Annotated in this window: 18 protein-coding genes; 15 read left to right on the plus strand and 3 right to left on the minus strand. The window is 62.2% G+C overall.

Annotation, left to right across the window (positions count from 1 at the left end):
- The first annotated feature begins 214 nt into the window (after positions 1-214).
- A complete protein-coding gene (locus RZS28_RS00480; protein WP_407339271.1) occupies positions 215-3,874 on the plus strand; it encodes a tetratricopeptide repeat protein in 3,660 nt (1,219 codons plus the stop codon).
- A gap of 27 nt (positions 3,875-3,901) precedes the next feature.
- Here the strand turns inward: RZS28_RS00480 and RZS28_RS00485 are convergent, their stop codons facing one another.
- Positions 3,902-4,852, minus strand: coding sequence for a methyltransferase (locus tag RZS28_RS00485; RefSeq protein WP_407339272.1), 951 nt, complete (start codon positions 4,850-4,852; stop codon positions 3,902-3,904).
- A gap of 136 nt (positions 4,853-4,988) precedes the next feature.
- Between RZS28_RS00485 and RZS28_RS00490 the strand changes: the two genes are divergently transcribed.
- Positions 4,989-5,348, plus strand: coding sequence for a hypothetical protein (locus RZS28_RS00490; protein WP_407339273.1), 360 nt, complete (start codon positions 4,989-4,991; stop codon positions 5,346-5,348).
- A 200-nt stretch (positions 5,349-5,548) separates the two neighbouring features.
- Entirely contained in the window at positions 5,549-5,866 is a 318-nt protein-coding gene (locus tag RZS28_RS00495; RefSeq protein ID WP_407339274.1) for a hypothetical protein, read from the plus strand.
- Between the two features lie 281 nt (positions 5,867-6,147).
- On the opposite strand, the gene RZS28_RS00500 is transcribed toward RZS28_RS00495, so the two are convergent.
- Positions 6,148-6,435, minus strand: coding sequence for a hypothetical protein (locus RZS28_RS00500; RefSeq protein WP_407339275.1), 288 nt, complete (start codon positions 6,433-6,435; stop codon positions 6,148-6,150).
- Positions 6,436-6,781: 346 nt separating this feature from the next.
- Here RZS28_RS00500 and RZS28_RS00505 point away from each other — a divergent pair, with 346 nt between their 5' ends.
- The 9 genes from RZS28_RS00505 to RZS28_RS00545 all read left to right on the plus strand — a co-directional run bounded on the left by RZS28_RS00505 (position 6,782) and on the right by RZS28_RS00545 (position 16,556).
- Complete coding sequence (locus RZS28_RS00505; protein WP_407339276.1) at positions 6,782-7,093, plus strand: hypothetical protein; 312 nt, start codon at positions 6,782-6,784, stop codon at positions 7,091-7,093.
- 406 nt (positions 7,094-7,499) lie between these two features.
- Positions 7,500-8,195 (plus strand): response regulator, encoded by a 696-nt coding sequence (locus tag RZS28_RS00510; RefSeq protein WP_407339277.1) that lies wholly within the window; start codon positions 7,500-7,502, stop codon positions 8,193-8,195.
- Between the two features lie 31 nt (positions 8,196-8,226).
- Entirely contained in the window at positions 8,227-10,062 is a 1,836-nt protein-coding gene (locus RZS28_RS00515) for a stimulus-sensing domain-containing protein (protein WP_407339278.1), read from the plus strand.
- Positions 10,059-10,589, plus strand: coding sequence for an HPr kinase/phosphorylase (locus tag RZS28_RS00520; RefSeq protein ID WP_407339279.1), 531 nt, complete (start codon positions 10,059-10,061; stop codon positions 10,587-10,589). Before RZS28_RS00515 ends, RZS28_RS00520 begins: the two co-directional genes overlap by 4 nt.
- 266 nt (positions 10,590-10,855) lie before the next feature.
- Positions 10,856-11,257: a PTS sugar transporter subunit IIA gene (locus tag RZS28_RS00525; RefSeq protein ID WP_407339280.1), complete on the plus strand. Its 402-nt coding sequence runs from the start codon at positions 10,856-10,858 to the stop codon at positions 11,255-11,257.
- The gene (locus RZS28_RS00530; RefSeq protein ID WP_407339281.1) at positions 11,254-11,589 is read left to right on the plus strand and encodes an HPr family phosphocarrier protein; all 336 of its coding nucleotides are present in this window, start codon (positions 11,254-11,256) and stop codon (positions 11,587-11,589) included. The genes RZS28_RS00525 and RZS28_RS00530 overlap by 4 nt, the downstream gene beginning before the upstream one ends.
- 272 nt (positions 11,590-11,861) lie before the next feature.
- Positions 11,862-14,084, plus strand: a complete 2,223-nt coding sequence (locus RZS28_RS00535; protein ID WP_407339282.1) for a CHASE2 domain-containing protein — start codon at positions 11,862-11,864, stop codon at positions 14,082-14,084.
- A 270-nt stretch (positions 14,085-14,354) separates the two neighbouring features.
- Positions 14,355-15,695: a tetratricopeptide repeat protein gene (locus RZS28_RS00540; RefSeq protein WP_407339283.1), complete on the plus strand. Its 1,341-nt coding sequence runs from the start codon at positions 14,355-14,357 to the stop codon at positions 15,693-15,695.
- Between the two features lie 21 nt (positions 15,696-15,716).
- A complete protein-coding gene (locus RZS28_RS00545) occupies positions 15,717-16,556 on the plus strand; it encodes a FecR domain-containing protein (RefSeq protein ID WP_407339284.1) in 840 nt (279 codons plus the stop codon).
- Between the two features lie 199 nt (positions 16,557-16,755).
- Here RZS28_RS00545 and RZS28_RS00550 read toward each other — a convergent pair whose 3' ends face one another.
- Positions 16,756-18,000, minus strand: coding sequence for a tyrosine-type recombinase/integrase (locus tag RZS28_RS00550; protein WP_407339285.1), 1,245 nt, complete (start codon positions 17,998-18,000; stop codon positions 16,756-16,758).
- Positions 18,001-18,267: 267 nt separating this feature from the next.
- On the opposite strand from RZS28_RS00550, the gene RZS28_RS00555 reads away from it, so the two are divergent.
- The 3 genes from RZS28_RS00555 (at position 18,268) to RZS28_RS00565 (ending at position 19,301) form a co-directional block, all read left to right on the plus strand.
- The gene (locus RZS28_RS00555) at positions 18,268-18,594 is read left to right on the plus strand and encodes a hypothetical protein (protein ID WP_407339286.1); all 327 of its coding nucleotides are present in this window, start codon (positions 18,268-18,270) and stop codon (positions 18,592-18,594) included.
- Between the two features lie 68 nt (positions 18,595-18,662).
- Positions 18,663-18,977, plus strand: a complete 315-nt coding sequence (locus RZS28_RS00560; RefSeq protein WP_407339287.1) for a hypothetical protein — start codon at positions 18,663-18,665, stop codon at positions 18,975-18,977.
- Positions 18,978-19,043: 66 nt separating this feature from the next.
- The gene (locus RZS28_RS00565) at positions 19,044-19,301 is read left to right on the plus strand and encodes a hypothetical protein (RefSeq protein WP_407339288.1); all 258 of its coding nucleotides are present in this window, start codon (positions 19,044-19,046) and stop codon (positions 19,299-19,301) included.
- The last annotated feature ends 35 nt before the right edge of the window (positions 19,302-19,336 follow it).

The raw sequence follows: 19,336 nt of genomic DNA on the forward strand, positions 1-19,336 counted from the left end.
ATGCAACCTAAAAGTGTGTATACTAAAAACACAACCTATTTTGCGCGGCATGAGCGCAGGCCGCCACGCCGCGATTAACCCATCGTTTACCCGGGGCTTAGAATGTCTCTCCGTGCCGCAGCAAAGCCATTTTGCGAATCCCTTTTCGCCAAACCGCAATTCCACCCGCATTCGGCGCTATTCTGAAACGCAACCGACCCGGCCGGACGGGATCATGAGCAAGGCAATCTCGCGAAGCGGCGACGGAACAGGCTCCAATGTTCGAGAAACGGCGAAGCAAGGCGGTTTATCGGAGGGCGACTTGCCCGCGGACGCCGCTGTTTTCCGTCAATCGACCGGGGTCCAGGATTTGCCGGATGCGGCACGCATGAGCGACGCAGACCATGCAAGGCGCGAAGCCGTTGGCCCGGACGGCGATGAGGGGACGCGCCAAGAAAGCGCCGAGACTGCCGCGTCCTACGGCCTCGACGATCGCGCCGCCGGCCCAAATGACCAGGAAGCATTGCTCGCCGCTGCAATCGAGGCCTTGGAGCGGCACGCCGCCGCGCGCCGTCATCAAGCCGGGGAAGTTCTCGCCGCGGTCAACAAGCTGATCTCGCCGAGCGGGACGAGCGGAGGCGCAAAGTGGGAGACTTTTGCCGAGCTGTCGCGAAAACTGGATGATTTGGAGGCGCGCCTGCGCGAACGAAGCGGCGTTGAATCTGGCGACGCGTTTACGAAGAACGCTCTGCAGGCCGTCGAAGCCAAACTACAAATATTCACCCGGCGTCGGACCCCGGCTGCGGTCGGGATGACGGATTCGCCGAAAGCCGCTCTCACGAAATCCCCTGCGGCGGCTGGCGCAGCAAGCTCGGAGCGTCGGGCCGCCGCTAGCGCCGCGCCAAACCCGGCGCCGGCTCAATCCGCGCCGAGCCAGGGCGCTGGCCTCGGCGCCTCGGAGCAGACGGCCTTTCCGTTCAAGTCCGATCTCCTCTCCCGTCTCAACGCCAGTGGGCTGGTCGGAACCGAATGGAGCCTGGCCGCTCCGCCGGCCGACGCATCAGCGCCGATCAGAGGCCGAAACGATATTGCCGAGCTGGCCAGAAAGCTCGACGATATGTGCCGCGGCGTCTTGCACTCGCCGGCGCATGCAGGCGAAGCCGTTGGCGGCGGCGTCAAGCCTGGAAAGGACGCTTCTCCCCCATCCGAAGATCTCGGAAAGGCGCCGACGCAAGGCGCCGACGCCGGCGATGTGAACGCGCACATAGAGTCCGGCCGAGACGCAGGCCAAGGCGCGGCCGTGACGGACGCATTCGATCGGCTTGCGCGCGACGCCCAAGGCTCCACGAGAGATAGCGATCATTCCTCGACGTTGGAGACATTGAAGCGAGAGATCAAGACCGCCCCGCCCAATCTCGAAAGTCTTGACAAGCCCGGCGCCGATCCGTCCGCTTTCGCGCATATGCAGGACCAGATGGCGGAGATTCGCGATCTTGTGGCTGCCGCGGCCGCGCGCCCCTCGCCGATCGACAAGATCGAACGGCAGGTCAAGCCGCTTAGTAAAAATTTGGTCGGCCATGGACGGGAGGACGCGCCAAATGAGAGCGACAATCCCGGAGCCGCGACGGACGAAGCCCTGGCGCCTCTCAGGCCTCAGGCGCGCGCCTCCGTCTTGGATGCGATCGAGGCGAGACTCGACGCTTTGACCAGGACAGTTGACGAGGCCTTCACAAGGTCGAGCGACCGCGGCCAGTTTGACGCGCTTTCACAGCATATCGAGGCCACGCATAAGCTGTTCGCCGCGCGGCTCGAGGCCGGGTTGACCGCCGCCTCGGCCGAGACCGGCACGCTGAAAGAGTCGGTTGGCTCCTTGGTTGAAAGGATGGAGGCCGCGCGCGACTCGAAATCGACCGATTTGGCGATCGAAGCGCTCGAGCGCGAGATGGCCAAGGTCGCCGAACGTCTCAATGGCGCGGACAAGGCGTTCGCTTCTCTCACGTCTCTCGAGAATTCGATAGGCGCCCTGTTCGAGCAACTGGAGGAGACGCGCCGGACCGCGTCCGAGGCCGTTGCAGCGGCCAAGCGGAGCGCCGCGCGCGATTTAGCGCCCGCCGCGAGCGCCGGCGAGCCCGGTTCGACGTCCGATCTCGGGCCGAGCGGCACAGGCGAAATCGCCGAACTGCGCGCCGCGCGGGAAGCCGCCGACCGGCGCGTCGATCTGACTTTGACTGCGCTCAGGGAAACCGTCGACAAGGTCGCCGAACGCCTCGTCAAGGTCGAGGCCGACATCAGGGCGATGCACCCGGCCCGCCTCGGCTCGCTTCTCGCGCCTAACTTGACGCCGATCTTCGCGCCTCGGGCGGAACGGCGGCCGCAAGACGGCGACAAGATTGGCGCCGCCGCTCCAACCATTGCCTTCGCGGCCAACGCTCTGGAGCCCGCCGAGAAGCCTTCCGCGGAAAATGGACCGGGGCTGGACGCCAAATCGATCGACGCGTTTGACGTCCTGCTCGAGCCTGGCAGTGGATTCCCGTCACGGCGCGAGAAGAGCGAGCCGCCCAGCGCCGGCATTTTGCCTGCAATCTCCTATGATCTCGACGGAGGCGCCCGGCGGGCCGATTTTATCGCCGCCGCGCGTCGGGCTGCGCAGACGGCCCAGAACGGTCGCCTCGACCCTGCCCACGGCCTTTTGAACAGTGAGTCCGAATCCGGCGCGGGACCAAGTTCTGGTCTGCTCGATCGCGCGCGGCGTTTCTTCGGCGCGCGTAAGCGACCCGTCATACTGAGCCTCGCGGCCTTGCTTCTCGCCGCGAGCGCCTATGCCCTAGCGCGAACGGTCGTCCACACCGCTGAAACCGACGATCTTTCGCCTACGCTTTTGAAGCAATTAGGAAAAGGGCTCGTCCACGGAAAGGCGCAGCAGCCGCCCGTGGACAAGGCCGCAGCGAGGGAGCGCGGCGTCGCTCCCGCCGCCCCAACACAGCAGCCGCAGGTCGTTCCAGGCTTGCTCGATTCATCGCAACTCGGACCGCAGCAATCACTCTCCACGCCTCAAAGCGGACCGGCGCAGCCTAGTGCGGACGTTCCCGCGAGGAGAGCCATCGCCGGAAGCGCCCCGATTGTGATCGGCGCGCTCGATCGAACCGGCGATTTGCGCCAAATCGTGACGGCTCCAGCTCCTGCGGCGCCGCCCCCTCTAGCGCCCAAGCCCTTGGCCCCAGGCGAAGATCCGCGCGAACGAGCCGAAGCCGGCGATGCGGCGGCGCAGTTCGAGCTCGGGCTGCGGTTCGCTGAGGGCCGCGACCGTCCGCGCGATCTGAAACTGGCGGCGCAATGGTACGAGAAGGCGGCGCTGCAGGGTCTCGCGAAGGCGCAATATCGGCTTGCGACCCTTTATGAGAGAGGGCTCGGCGCGCCGCGCGACATGGCCCGCGCCGTCAATCTCTATTTGGCGGCGGCGGCGCAAGGCAATATGCGCGCGATGCACAATCTCGGAGTCATCGCCGCCGCCGAAAGCTCGGACGGCCGGCCCGATTACGCAACCGCCGCGCTCTGGTTCGCCAAGGCGGCCGAATTCGGCATTCGAGACAGCCAATTCAATCTCGCAGTTCTGCTGGCGCGAGGACTTGGCGTCCCGCAAGATGTCGTTAAGGCCTATGCCTGGTTTGCGATCGTCGCGACGCAGGGCGACGCGGAAGCCGCTGCAAAGCGCGACGAGCTCGGCGCGCGCCTTGCCGCTGCGGATTTGGCCACCGCCAAGATGTCGGCGGAGGCGTTCCGGCCGCGCCTCGCCAGTCAGGCGGCGAACGAAGCCCCTGGCCCGCAAGGCGGCTCGGACGCCGCCGAATCAGCCGGACCCGCAAGCATAGGCAAGCCAAAGGTTTCCGGGCTGTGATCTAGGTCCGGGCGCGTGACGAAGAGTTCAGGCGCAGGCTGCGACGACAACGAGCCCCGGCGCATCCACGCCGGCGTCCTTGCGCGTCGAGGCCTGCTCCAAGAGCGCAATGGAAAGGCCGGCGTCGCGCGCAACCCTCTTCACATAGGCTTCGCTGTGCGAAAATCGCATGTCCGGGCCGAGTTCATAGTCTCTGTCCGAAGCCCACTGCAGCGTGAAGGCGAAGAGCCCCACAGGTTCGAGGACGCCGACCGCCGCGGCGAGGACAGGCGCGAGATCGCCGAAATAGACGAAAACGTCGGCGGCCAGAACAAGGCTCGCGCTGCGCGCCGGCTCCCGCGCGAGAAAACCAACAATCCCGCCAGTCTCGAGCCGGTCGTAAACGCCCTTGCCGCGCGCCTCGAGAATCATGCGCGGCGACAGATCGACGCCGGTTAGCCGATCGCTTGAAGCGCGGAAGCGCGCGCCGCACAGGCCTGTCCCACAGCCGAGATCGATGACATGCCCGAAACGCGCCGCCCCGAGGCTTGCGAGCGCATCGGCGAGCAGGCCCGGCCCGCGATAAGCGAGCCCTTCGATCAGATGCGTCTCAAATCTATCCGCATATTGGTCGAAGAGGCCGCGAATATAGCCTTCCGGCGCGCCCGCCGGCGTTCGCGCCGCGCCGAGCCGGGCGAGGTGAAGACCGGCGCCGAGCTCGCCCTCGAAGTCAAGCTCCGCCGCGCGCGAAAAAGCGGCGACGGCTTCGTCCGGCCGCCCCGTCTTTTCATAGGCCATCGCGAGGGCGAGCCAGAGCGGCGCCCAATGCGGAGCGAGGTCCAGGGTCTGCTCCAGGAGCTCGGCGGCGGCGGCGTGATCGCCGTCAGCAGCAGCGGACTGCGCATAAATGAAACGGCGGTCGACGGTGAGATCGCCGGACGTGCGAAGGATCGGCGAACGCCGATCGACCTCATGTTCGGCGACGATTTCTGAGAACATTTCGGCTCATTTCCTTGAACCAGGCCAAATTGTGGCTTTATGGTTCATCGTAAGTTCAGGCGCATGGCTGCAAGTTCGACTTGAAAGCGGCGGCTTCATTTTGGAGGTCGGCGCCGAGGCGTCAAGGAGATCTGAGATGAGCGGCATTGTGAGGAAGGCGGCCGGCGCAGCCTTCGCGGCGTTGACTTTCGGACTTGCCATCACGGCGACTGCGACGCCGTCCACTGCGCAAGGCTGGCGCGGCGGCGGATGGCATGGCGGTTGGCGAGGCGGCGGGCATTGGCGGGGCGGACGCGGGTACGGCGGCTGGGGCGGTCCGTTTGCCGCCGGCGTCATCGGCGGCTTGGCGGTCGGCGCTCTCGCCGGAGCTGGTTACCCCTACGGCCCCTATCCCTACGGCCCGTACTATGGCGGCGGCTGCTATATGCAGAATCAGCCGGCTTACGATGCTTGGGGCAATTTCGTTGGGTACCAGGCGGTCCAAGCTTGCTATTAAGCCCGCATGAACTTTGTTCGGCAAAAGCCTCGCCATTTCGACGGGGCTTTTATTTTTTTTAAATTCTTTGATGGACGCGCGAAACCTTTTCGCCGGATTGTGCGTTTGAGCTTGTGTGTTGCCGCACAGCACCAGGTCGAGCTTCAGCGATGATTGGCTCGACCGCTTGGGGACGTGCCGGGCGGAGGGGAGCAATGGTCATGATCAAGTCGCGCAAATCTGTCGAAATTCAGGCGTTAAAGCTCACCATGGCGGGAATCGCCGTATCGTGCCTGGGTGCGGCGGTATTCGCGGCGCCGCTGACGGTTACGCCGAAAAGCAAAATCTACGACGCTGGCGGACAGACGGTGGAGCATAGGTCAGCCTATGTGACGCCCTATGGGCCCCTTGCGAAAGGCCCTGCGCTCCAGCTCGGCCACGCCGCCAAGGGCGAGGACGAGGATTGCGTCAAGGTCACCCGCGTGGTCGGACCGGACGGCCGGATCTACGTCACCCGCGGCCTGATCTGCCAGGACTAGGCGTCCGCCAAGCCGCGCCGACGATACGAGGTCGTTGGCGGAAGCTGGGACATGGCTACAGATTTTATCGCTATTGACGCCCGTGGCCTTTGATGGGCTGCGGGCGATTTCTGTATTGGTCCGCTGGAGCCTGTTCTCGGGCGCGCCTCACGCATGCGCATCCCGGTGTTCCGGTCGCGCCTAGCCCGCGGCAGGGCGGGGCCCGCGTGCGAAATGCCTGCGCTGAGGCCGACTGGATCGAGACGCGCGAAGCTCTCCCGCCCCGACCATGAGCTGATTTTCTATCGAGCTATATATTCGCCGCACCAGTCATCGCCGACTGTCACGGGCCAATAGGATTCGGCGGCAGCCTCCGATTCATGAATCGAGAACGCATCCTCATCGTCGATTTGGCCGAGATTCCGGGCGATCACCGCCAAATAATCGGCGATGATCCGATCGAAATCCGAACGCGCCCGCGGCGCTGATCTGCGGCACGCGCCCCGCGGCCGGTCGTCGAAGGAGGACGCGTCGATGCTGTTCGCCACCTCCCAGAAGCGACAAGTCGAACAGGCGACGGCGGCGTTCATTCGAGTCATTTCCGTAAGGCACAGGTATTGCTTGAAAGGAATTGCGTGCATAGTGCGACGGCGTCGGTCGCGCTTTCGCTTGCAAGCCGTAATAAACCATTTCCACGCGAAAATGGATACTAGTTCAGGTTAAGAAAATCATTTAGGAGTATTCTTTAAACGGGAAAATTGCGCATAAGACACGCCATTCGTGATTCGGTCGAATGATCCGGCCAAGTGAGTTTTCAAGCGAGCCTAATTGCCGAGAATTTTTCGGCTCGGTGCGACTTTGCCGAGAGTCGCTCGGATATGCAATCCCGAAGCACGGCCGTGAAAGCAGGACGCGGCCACAGTGGAAAGCCATGCGGTGCAAAAGCCGGATATCGAGGATTACCTGGATCTCTTCAATCGCTACGGAAAAGACTTCGGCGCGGCCTATCTCGAGCCCGAAGACGAGCGCTTTCGCTTTTTGTTCGACCAGCTCTGCCGTTTGCTGGCCCAGCCGTCGGATTTCAACCTGACCTTGCCCGAACCATTCCGCACCACAGCGCACCGCTATCTCGCCGGCGACGAGGCCACCGTGACGCATATGCGCGTCGTCGAGAACCGCCATTTCATGCTGAGCGATCTCTTTGATTATATGCGTCTTCGCCAAAGACTGGGCAGAGGGGCGGGCTGACGAATAGCGACTTCTCCTATCCCGGCAAAAGCCAGCGCCCTAAGGTTGCCGTATTTCAGTCGCTCCTTTTTGCTGTTATGCAAGGCTCAGGTTGATCTAGGTTAACCAAAAGCAGAGGGGGGCTTCCGAGCGCAACAGGGGCGTTGAGCCGCCGGAGCAGTTCGACGGCAGGTAAGTTGAGGGATGATTTCCAGGTCTTTGGCCTGTATAGGGCATAATTGGCGGGTTCCGTTTTTGTTTTGGAATTGCGCCGAATTCACGCGCGCGCTGCGATTTCCCTCTCAGCCGCCGTGATTCACCGAGTATCGCGCCGCCGCAAATGGCTAGAAAGGCGTAGAGACTTCCGCATCGGCGGAAGGTTCATGCAAAGTCCCGTGCGCGCTCGATTTCGAAGTTAGGACCATTCATGCCAATGATCGCTTTGGTCGATGACGACCGCAACATCCTCGCCTCGGTATCGATCGCTCTCGAAGGGGAAGGCTATCGCGTTCAAACCTACACCGACGGCTCGACCGCCCTCGACGGGTTGAAGACCGACCCTCCCGACCTCGCAATCCTCGATATCAAGATGCCGCGGATGGACGGCATGGAATTGCTTCGCCGCCTGCGTCAGAGATCCGATTTGCCGGTGATTTTCCTGACCTCCAAGGACGAGGAGATCGATGAATTATTCGGGCTCAAGATGGGCGCCGACGATTTCATCCGCAAGCCCTTCTCACAGCGGCTTCTCGTCGAGCGCGTCAAGGCCATCCTGCGGCGCGCAAATCCCAAGGACGCCGCCGCCCAAAAAGAATGCGACGCCAAGATCCTCGAGCGCGGCCCGCTGAAAATGGATCCCGAGCGCCATGCCTGCAACTGGAAAAATGATCCGGTTACGCTTACGGTTACTGAATTCTTGATTCTGCAAGCGCTCGCGACGCGGCCCGGCGTCGTCAAGAGCCGCAACGCTTTGATGGATGCGGCCTATGACGATCAGGTCTATGTGGATGACCGCACGATCGACAGCCATATCAAACGGCTGCGCAAGAAATTTAAGGCGGTTGACGAAGAGTTCGAGATGATCGAGACTTTGTATGGCGTAGGCTATCGTTTCAAGGAGTAAGACGTCCGCTGCAACGGGGGATTGCGAATCGATGACTTTTGAAGCGCGTGACGGGCTGACCTTCGAGCGACCGCTCGATGCAGCCCGACGGGTGAAGCGCATTCGACGAAGCTTAGCAGTACGGGCGCGCAGTGTTTCGCGGGCGCTAAGCTCAAGATTTTCCTCCTCGCTGACGCGACGAATCGTCGTCTTGAACCTCGGCGGCCTTGTCGCCCTCCTGGTCGGCTTTCTCTATCTCAACCAATTTCGCGAAGGCTTGATCGAAGCAAGGGTGCAGAGCCTGCAGACCCAAGGCGAGATCATCGCCGCAGCAATCGCCGCCTCGGCGACGGTCGAAACCGACTCGATCACCATCGATCCCGAAAAGCTGCTGCAGCTCGCGCCGGGGGAAAGTTACGGACTCGCCGACGAAGCCGCGACTTCGCTCGAGTTCTCGATCAATCCGGAGCGCGTCGGACCAGTCCTGCACCGACTAGCCTCCCCGACGCGGACGCGCGCTCGCATCTATGACCGCGACGGCTATCTCTTGCTCGACTCGCGCTCGCTCTCGAGCCGCTCCAATATTCTGCGCTACGATCTTCCAGCCGCCCCCGCCGACCAGGCCGAGACGCGCATCGAGCACATATGGAACAGCTTGAAAGGGCTTTTCAGCCGGGATCTACCCCTCTACGAGGATAATGGCGTCGACAATGGCAAAGCCTATCCCGAAGTGGTCCGGGCGCTGTCCGGCGGGGAGCAGTCGATCGTGCGGGTCAACGCCAAGGGCGAGACCATAGTTTCGGTCGCCGCGCCGATCCAGCGCTTCCGCGTGGTGCGCGGGGCCCTGCTGCTGTCCACCCAGGGCGGCGATATCGACAAGATCATCGCCTCGGAACGCTGGGCCATTGTCCGGATCTTTCTGGTTTCCGCTGGAATCATGTTCCTGCTCTCGCTGTTCACTGCCGGAACCATCGCTGAGCCGATCAGCCGTCTCGCGGCCGCCGCGGAACGGGTTCGGCGAGGCACCAAGTCACGCCGGGAAATCCCTGATTTCACAGATCGTTCGGATGAGATCGGCCATTTGTCCGGGGCCCTGCGCGACATGACCAAGGCCCTTTATGATCGAATCGAGGCGATCGAAAGCTTCGCCGCCGACGTGGCGCATGAACTGAAGAACCCGTTGACCTCGCTGCGCAGCGCGGTCGAGACCTTGCCCATCGCGCGCAAGCAGGAATCGCGGCAGCGCCTCTTGTCCATCATCGAGCATGACGTCCGCCGCCTCGACAGGCTGATCAGCGACATTTCCGACGCATCGAGGCTCGACGCCGAGCTGGCCCGCGCCGACATGGATCTCGTCGATCTCGAACTGGTGCTGGCCGCGGTCGTCTCGATGGCGAATCAAATGGTGACCGAGGCTGATGTGCGCATCAGCCTCATGGTCGCCCGCGGCGGCTCCTTCGAGGAGAGCCGCAGGCCATCCTTCCGGGTTTTCGGCCATGATTCACGTCTTGGCCAGGTTTTCAACAACCTCATCGACAATGCGAGATCGTTCTCAGCCGATGGCGGAAGCGTCCGCGTCGTCCTGCGCGCGGCCAGGGACGTCACGGCGAACGGGCAATGGCGCGAGGGGTTCGAGATTCTCGTCGATGACGACGGCCCAGGCATTCCCGCCGACGCCTTCGAGCGCATTTTCGAGCGGTTCTACACGGACCGGCCGTCGCAAGGCTTCGGCCAAAATTCAGGCCTCGGCCTTTCGATCTCGCGCCAGATTATCGAGGCCCATGGCGGACGCATATCGGCTTTCAATCGAGTTGGACCAGTCGACCCGCACGGGGAAAGCATAGTCCTCGGAGCGCGCCTCTCCCTCTGGTTGCCCAAAGCGCGATGAGCCCCTGCCTGACGAACGGACAGCCGGGCGTCGACTCCGGGCGAGGCCCTCGTCAAGTCCCAAACCAAGATTATGTTCACGCAAGCGCGGTCGCGATCAAGGAGGCGGCCGTTCTGATCCGCGGACAATCCGGCGCGGGCAAGAGCAGCCTGGCCTTGGCCTTGATCGCGGCGGCGGAGAACGCCGGCTTTTTCGCCAGGCTCATCGGCGACGACCGAATCAATCTCGAAAACCATGGCGGCCGATTGATCGCCCGCGGCCATCCGCTAATTCTGGGGCGAATCGAACGGCGCGGCCAAGGAATTTTAGAAATCCCCTTCCTGGCTGCGGCCGTCGTCGGGCTCGTCATCGATCTCGATCCCCCGGATCAATTGGCGGCGCGCTATCCGGAGCCGGATCGCGATCGGATCAGGCTCTCCGGCGTGAGCTTGCCGTTCATTCGATTGAACCAGGACTCCGCGGCGTCGGATCTGGCTTTGACGGTGTTGCAGCTTTTCCACTCCGGATCGAAATCATCGCAGATTTGAGAAAGAAACGAGAACAACCCGATCGGGGCCGCGTCATTTCCCTTGCCAAGTTCGCCGCGACGCACAAAATGGCCAGCATGTATCTTCAAGAGGTTGAACCGAGTTGAGGTCCCCGCCAGCGTCGCCAAATTTTTGGCCGGGCTTATCCCGCACTGGACCTTTCCTGCACTGGGCTTTTTCCGAAAATGCGTGGTCCTTCCCTTGACGAACGCCTTTCACGTCGGCACTGATCCCGCGCGAAGTTCCTGCATGAACAGGCGCGTCCGATGATTGGAATGGTCCTTGTGACCCACGGTCACTTGGCGACGGCCTTTCGCGCCGCGCTGGAGCATGTAGTTGGTCCGCAAAAGCAGATCGAAACCATTTCGATCGGGCCGGACGACGACATTGAGCAGCGACGCAAGGACATCGTGGCCGCAGTGAGCCAGGTCGACAGCGGAGCGGGCGTCGCCGTCCTCACCGATATGTTTGGCGGAACGCCGTCGAATCTCGCCATCTCGGTCATGAACAACGCTCATGTCGAGGTCGTCGCTGGAATCAATCTGCCAATGTTGATCAAGCTGGCGTCGGTGCGAGAAAATAGTAGTCTCGAACAGGCAGTGATCCAAGCCCAGGAGGCGGGCCGGAAATATATCTATGTCGCCAGCCGGGTTTTAAGCGGAAAATGAAAGATAACGACGCCGACCGCTTCGGGGCCGAGCCTTGTCCGGATTTTGAGCCGCCCGAGGGCGCGCTGGTGCGCGAGCTTAAAATCATCAATCGTCGGGGCCTCCATGCGCGCGCGACGGCGAAACTCGTGCAGTGCATCGACGCCTTTGACGCCGCGGTCACGATCACCCGGTGCGGCGAAACGGTCGGCGGAACGTCGATCATGGGCATCTTGACCCTCGGCGCGGGACCGGGGATGACAATAACCGTCACGGCGATCGGGGCGCAGGCGGCGCAAGCGCTCGCCGCGGTCGAGGCGCTTGTCGGAAACCGATTTGGCGAAGAGGAATAAAGCCTCGCGCACGGTGTCCGCCGCCCAAATCAAGGACAAGACAACGGCCATTATTCGGTCGAAGGCGCCGGCGGAGACATGCGCCAGTCTTGGGGCCAGCGCTCCATTGGCCCGTCGAGGCCGCCCGGACCTGTTATCGTCTCCGAGCCTTGCTCTGAGAAGAGCCCTGGACGCCGACGTCGAAGCGGGCTGGCGGCGCGCGTCGTATTCATTCCCCGCCGTCGATTTCTTGCTATGGTTGCTTTCCGGAGTTGGGAGCCTGGCCTAAGAACGTGCGCCCCTTCAAGACACGCCTCAGCGCCTTTTATCTACCGCTCGTGTGCGGATTTCTCACGCTTGCGGTGCTCGTGCGCCAAGCCGATCCGTTCCTCGTGCAGGCGCTGCGCCTGATCGCCTTCGACTCCTACCAGCGCTTGGCGCCGCAGCCCTATGATCCGGATCTGCCCGTCCGCATCGTCGACATCGACACGGAATCGATCGCGCAATTTGGACAATGGCCATGGCCGCGCACGATCATGCGCGATCTCGTCCTCAGGCTTGCCGAGCGCAAGGCGGCTGCGATCGTCTTCAACGTTCTTTTCGCGGAGCCGGACCGCACCTCCTTCGAGGAAGTTGTGAAACGGCTGCCGCCGGACCAGGCAAGCCGGCTGCCGGTCGTCGCCGACTCGGCGAGCAATGATGAGCTGTTCGCCGAGACGCTCAAGGCTGCGCCGAGCGTTCTGCCTATCATATTGACCGACCAGCCGAGCGCCGCGCCCTTTGCTCCGAAAGCCGGCTTTGTCTTCGCCGGCGACGATCCCAAGCCTTTTCTGAGGCCCTTTCCCGGCGCCCAGAGCAATCTGCCGCTGCTGGATGACGCCGCAAAGGGCATTGGCGCGACGAATTTATTCCCCAATCGCGATGGGGTCGTGCGTCGGATGCCGCTATTCGTCCGCCTTGGCGACCAAATCATACCCTCGCTCGTAGCCGAGGCTTTAAGGGTGGCGCAGGGCGCGTCCACTTATATTCTCAAATCATCCAATGCGAGTGGCGAGACAGCCTTTGGCCAGAGCACCGGGCTCAACCATGTGCGCATAGGCAAGATTGAGATCGCCACCGACGCCGAAGGCGCGCTCATGGTCAAATTTCGCCAAGGCAATCCTTCGGCCTTCATTCCGGCCTGGAAACTCATCGCGGGCGAGGTGGATGAAAGCCAAATCACCGGCAAGATCATTCTCGTCGGCTCGAGCACGCCCGGCCTGCTCGATCTGCTGGCGACGCCCCTCGACGAGGCGATTCCGGGCGTCGAGATCCAGGCGCAGGTGCTGGAGCACATCCTCGCCGGGCGCAGGCTCACGCGCCCCGACTATGCTTTGGCGATCGAGCAACTGCTCATCGTCGCGTTGGGATTGCTGATGGCGCTCGGGGAGTCGCGCCTGTCTCCCGGACATGCGGCCGGCCTCGGCGCGCTCCTGCTTGTCCTCGTCAATCTCGGCGGCTGGATCTCCTACCGCTATTGGAATCTTCTCTTCGATCCATACTATCCATCCCTCGTGCTGCTGCTGCTTACAGCCGGCGTCACCTTCTACATTTATCGTCAAGTGGAGACCCAGCGCGGCGAGATCCGCAGCGCTTTCGGCCGCTATCTTGCTCCGGCGGTCGTCGAGGAAATCATCGCAAGTCCGCATAAGCTCGAACTAGGCGGCGAGGTGCGCGAGCTCACCTTGATGTTTTGCGACGTGCGGAATTTCACCTCGATCTCCGAGAGGCTCACCGCCAGCGAGCTCACGACTTTCATCCAGGAGCTGCTGACGCCGCTGAGCGACATCATCCTGCGCGAGCGCGGCACCATAGACAAATATATGGGCGACGCCATCATGGCGTTCTGGAACGCGCCGCTCGATGTGAGCGACCATCCGCAACGCGCCTGCCGCTCCGCGATCGAAATGGTCGGCAAGATGGCCGAGCTCAATCGCCACTGGCGGGACCAGGCCCGCGCCGCCGGGCGGCCGTTCGACGACATAAGGATCGGAATCGGCGTCAATAGCGGCGATTGCTGCGTCGGCAATCTCGGCAGCGAGCAGCGCTTCGACTATTCGGCGATCGGCGACGAGGTCAATGTCACCTCGCGGCTTGAGGGCCTGACGAAGATTTATGGACTTTCCGCCGTGGTCGGCGAAGCCACGGTCAGCCGATGCCCGGGCCTCGCCACGCTTGAACTTGATCTCATCCAGGTGAAGGGCCGGGCGCGGCCGATTCGCATTTTTACGCTTACCGACCTCCTGGATTGCAGCGACGCCGCTCTGGCTCGGCTTCGCCCGCTGCATGAGGAATTCCTGCGCGCTTACCGGGCGCGAAATTGGGACGAAACGGAAGCGCTCATCGGGCCATGCCGGAAGGCCGGCGTCGTGGCCCTGGATGCCTATTATGCGGCCTTCGCCGCGCGCATCCCGACCCTGCGCGGCGCCGCTCTCGACATCGATTGGGACGGCGCCTATGCGATGAACGTGAAATGACCGGCGACCCAATCGTTAAGGCCCTGCCCGGGCCGTAGGAATTCACCCAAAAAACAACGGCCACGTTTGGCAACGCGCTTGTTGCCGTTGCGCCACAGGCTGCAAGATTATCGCGTCATTAGTTAATCACGCCTCGCGTTGGCTTGACGCGGTGGCGGCTTTCCGATGCCATCTCATTCGCACGAGCCGAGGCGAGCGATGCAACGTGCGGTCGCGGCCGGATCAAATCGGTCTGGGCGCCCGGACGCGCAATCACTGGGAGAATGGGTGGTGGTTGAACGGCCTTCTCTACGGCGCGCTGCGATCCTGGCTGGGGCGATGGCGCTTCTCTGCGTCTACATGCTTTTGGGCGCCCAAGCGCGCGCCCAAACTGCAACCGAGCCGTTCGGCGAGGGCGTTCTGCTTCAGACGACGCTGAGCAACCCGTCCAATCTTGACGCGACGCTTCGATATGCTGTGGGCGCCAGGCAGGCGGGCGATGTGGAGGCTTCGATCGGCGCCCTGGAGCGGCTGCTCTTCTTCAACCCTAAGCTGGCCCTTGTGCGGTTCGAGCTCGGCGCGCTCTACTTTCGCCTGGGCTCCTACGAGATGGCGCGGGGATATTTTGAATCCGCCGAGACTTCGCCGGACGCGCCGGCGGATATGAAGCAGCGCGCTCAGGAATTTCTCGATACGATCGAGAAAAAGCTACAGCCGGATCAGTTTAGCGGCTTCGCCCAAACAGGGTTCCGCTTTCAGACAAACGCAAGCCTTGGCCCAAGCCAGCAATCGCTCGTCGGCGCCACCCGCACCGTCAATAGCCAGCTTTTCGCCCAGCCCGACTGGAACTGGTTCGGAATTGTCGGACTGAATTACGTTCACGACTTCGGCAATCAGAACGGCGATGTGATTGAAGCAAATCTTCTTGCCTATGACGCACAGCAGTTCAAGGCGAGCGCCGTCGACACCGGCTTCCTCGACATTCGCGTCGGTCCTCGCTTCGGCGTCCTTCAAGGGGTTTTGAACGGCGCCTCGATCAAGCCCTATGTCGTCGTGACCGGGGCCATGCTTGCCGACGTCCCCTATTTCGGAAGCGCCGGCGGCGGCGTCACCATGCATCTGAATTGGGCCAATGTCGCCTTCGACCCCTATGTCGAGGTGCGGCGATCCGGCTATCAAAGTTCCGGCCTTTACCCTTTGGCCTCAGGACTCGACGGCACGCTCACCAGCGTCGGCGTCCAGGCCGCCGGTCAGATCGTCGAGGGTGTTCGCTGGCAATCAAGGCTCGCCTTCTACCACAGCGACGACGCCTTTGCGTGGTATAGCTACGATCGCTACGCCTTTGATTTTTCGTTTCCCGCCACGGTGCCGTCGCCATGGGGCGGCCGCAACTGGATTGTGACGCCTTCCTTTGGCGTAGGCCAGTGGCTCTACCGACAGCCGGACCCAATCGTCAATCCGTTCATCACTGAACATGACCTTGATTGGAGGGTCGGCCTGGGCCTGGATATTCCTATCAAGGATCGGTTCGGACTTGGCCTGCAGGTGCAATACCGCGTCCTGAATTCGAATGTGCCGGGGAACACGGTCAGGGACCTCGCCGTCACGATGGGCCCAACGGTCAGCTTTTGAGGGAATATTATGCCGTCATCGATGAGCCCCTCTATTGCGATGAGCCTCGCGGCTTTGCTCGCCGCGCTCGCGGCGACGCCCGCGGTCGCCCAGGAAGTCGGCTCGGCCGCGGCGGTTAATCCGCTCTCGGAGAGCACGCCGCCGGGCAGGGAAACCCGGGCTTTGCAAATCGGCGCGCGGATCGTGCACAATGAGAAAATTCAGACCACGGCGAGCGGGACGGCGCAACTTCTGTTCATTGACAAGACCACGCTCAACATCGGCCCGAACAGCAATCTTGTGATCGACAGTTTCGTATTTGACCCCGCCGCCGGCGCCGGCGAAATGGTGACGTCGCTCACCAAAGGGGCGCTGCGTTTTGTTGGCGGACAGCTCAGCCACCAGGGCGCGGCCACCGTCAACACGCCTGTCGCCACGATAGGCATTCGCGGGGGCACCGCGACGATTTCGCACGGAAAGGACGGAACGCGCGCAATCAACCATTTTGGCCAGCTCAGCATCACGAACGCCTGCGGAACCGTCGTCATCAGGCGCACCGGGTTCGCCGTCACGGTGCCTGATCGGAACAGCTGCATTTCGGAGCCGCAACGCGCCTCCCAAGCCGAGATCGATCAATATCTGGCGCTTTTGACCAGCAAGCCGGGGCAGACCGGCGGAGCGACGTCTATTCCGACCGACGTCCTCGTGGGCCAATTCGGGATCGGGCAGCTCTACGGCTTCTACGGACCAGACAGCCCGCCGGTCCAGCAGCAGACCACCAATGTCGAGACAAACGTGTTCGACATCATAGTCCAAGCGATTCAGAAGGGCGGCGCGCAGGTCCAGTCCGCTCCCCAGCAGCGGCCCAATACTGGCGGCTGACGGCGGCGGCTGATTTCATCTGCGGCCAGCATAAGCCGCAGAAGCGGCGCTAGCGCGGGGTCGTTTCAGCGAAAAGGCGAGATTTGGCTGGGGGACCTGGATTCGAACCAAGATTGACGGAGTCAGAGTCCGCAAAATCATATTGTTTTTATTCGTATTTCTATGCCTATGTCGCGTCTATGTCGCGTCTATGTCGCGCCTAGCCCAGAAGCGCCCGCTCCGCCGCGACAAGCTCTTCATGCGCGTCGGCGGCCGGGAACAAGTGCGAATAGGTGTCGAGCGTCATCGCGATCGTTGAATGCCCAAGCCGCTCTTGAACGGTCTTCGCCGGAAGCTCCAAGCCGCCATCCGCCTTTCGGTTGATGAGCCAGGACGCATAGAAGTGCCGAAGCGCGTGAAGGCCGGTGTATTTGGCCGCAACGATCGCCCTGCCCTCTTCGTCCTTCGCCGGCTTGCCGTCTTCGTCTAGAACCGGAACCGTCACGGCCGCTGCGATCCAAGCCGGGATCAGGCCGCGATTGACGATGTTCGAATGATATTCGGGCTTGCCGGCGCCGGTCCCGAACACAAGGCCCTTGCGGTCTTTCGAGGCGAGCTTGTGCGCCAAAAGCGCGCTGACCACGATCGGCGGCAAAGGAATCGTGCGCTCGCCGGCCGCGGATTTCGGCGGGCCTATGACGTTCCGTTTGTCGGCGCGCTGGCGGACATGCAACTCGCGCTTGTCGAGATCCACGTCGGCCCATTTCAAGCCGCGCAACTCGCTTGCGCGAAGGCCGGTGAAGGTCGCGGTCAAAAGAATCGGCCGCCAGCGCCCGTCCAGGGCCGCCAGGACGGCCTTAACCTCTTCCGGCGAGGGGATGTCCGCGCCGATCTTGAGCTTGCCGTTGTGGCGGCTCTCATGCTGCTTCTCCTTGCCGCGCTTGCGCCTCGACCGGAGATCCTTGACGACGTTCCGCGCTACGAGGCCACGCTCTTGGGCGTCGCCTACCATAGTGCTCAGCGATGTTATGATCCGGCGGACCATGGCCGGCGATCGAGCATTGCCTTCGGCCTCGCCCGGCGCAGCGTCGCCGCGTCGAAGCTTGTCTTCGAAGTCGCGCACCATGGGCGCCGTTAGTTGGGAGAGCTTCAGACGCCCGAGAAATGGTTTGAGGTGCAATCGGACATGCTGCTCATAGGCGTCGATCGTCGCGGCCTCCAGGCCATTCGCGCGGCAGGTTTCGAGCCATAGGTCGGCGGCGTTGCCGATCGTCGTGCTGGCGCTGTCCGCCGTATGGACGCCCTCGCTAACCTCGACGTTCGCCTTTGAGTGAAAGGCGTCCGCGTCTTTTTTCCGCTTGAAGGTCTTCAGCCGGCGCTTGCCGGCCTGATCGACATAATCGGCGACCCACGCCTCTTTAGCTTCGCCCTTTGCGGTTTTCCATGTGCGCTTGCGGATAGACATGATGCAACCTCGGCAATCTATGATGCCACATCATGTTGCATAACAATCCGCTAGTCAATATGAATTTCCCGCGGCATCGCGCAGTCAATTGCTCTCTGCGGCCAAACGTCACAATGTTAGTCGGGGATGGCTGCCCTAGATGCAAGAGGTGCGCCATTACGGAGACGGATGGCGTGTTTCTCATCGAGGCCCGGACCATCGCCCGCATCCCGATGATCTGGGGTTCCGAAACAAAGGACGCCTACCGGGGTTAGTCCGATGACAACAATGACCCTCCATAAACTCATTCAGGAAATGCACTCCTATAACAGAACGGTCGCGCAGGATGGCGAGTGCGACGCATGGCAGGACTTCATGGTCGAATGCTTTAGTCGCTATGAAGTAGGCCCCTGGGACGAGGTGGCCGAGGACGTGCAGGCAGCCGAAGGTTTTGCGGATTATTGGCTCGATGTCCCCAAGGGCACGAGTTACGATTACAGCGCGGGAACGGGCGCACGTCTGGAGGCAGACGAATCCTTCACTGTCGAGGAATTCATCGTCGCGTTTGAAAAGGCCGGCGTCGATCTGCTCGACGGGCTTCGCCGTTGTTCTTAGGCGGCGCCCCTTCATAAACCCGCGCTGCTCAGCTTGTCGGCCGAGGCGAGCGGCCTAGCTACTTGGCCATGCCATGGCTAGGCCTGCTCGCGCTGCCGAAGTCTGAGCTCGGGCGATTCTCTCGCTGGTTGCCCGAACGCGCCTTGCTCGTCTCGCTTGGCTGCTTCCTATTGGCTTGGCCGCCCGCCTTCGCCCAGACCATTTGCCAGGCGCAGCCTCCGGGCATGTCGTGCCCAGGCGATCAGGTCGTTTGGGTGAATATCCCTTCGAAGATTTATCATCTTAAGGGACAGCGCTACTTTGGCTGCACGAAGAACGGCAAATTCATGTGCCAGCACGACGCCGACCTTGAAGGCGATCGGGGAAATCTGAATGGACAGTAGGGCAAGCGCAGCCGGGAACCATTCGCGTCGCTCTCCGGTTACGAACGCACACAAGGAGGATTTGCAATGCGCACGTATACACTCGCCACAGTTGTGGCGGCTCTTTTTGCCTTTCCCGCTTCAGGGTTTTCCCAGCAGGCTGGGAGTGGACCAGGAGGCGTCCGCATGGGCAATGATCAAGGCCAAGAGGCGTCTTCGCAGCAAGAATGCGAGCAATTGCGGAGCATGTGTTTCCAGAAGGATGAATTAGGCCAGCTAGGCGACGATTGCCGCAAATATCACGCCAGTTGCAAGAGCGTAGGCGCTGAGGAGGACGAGGACTAAGAGGGCCGAAGTACCGGACTGGTCCGAGGCTAGTC

It is taken from the genome of Methylocapsa polymorpha, from assembly GCF_045689225.1.
GTDB classification, from domain to species: domain Bacteria; phylum Pseudomonadota; class Alphaproteobacteria; order Rhizobiales; family Beijerinckiaceae; genus Methylocapsa; species Methylocapsa polymorpha.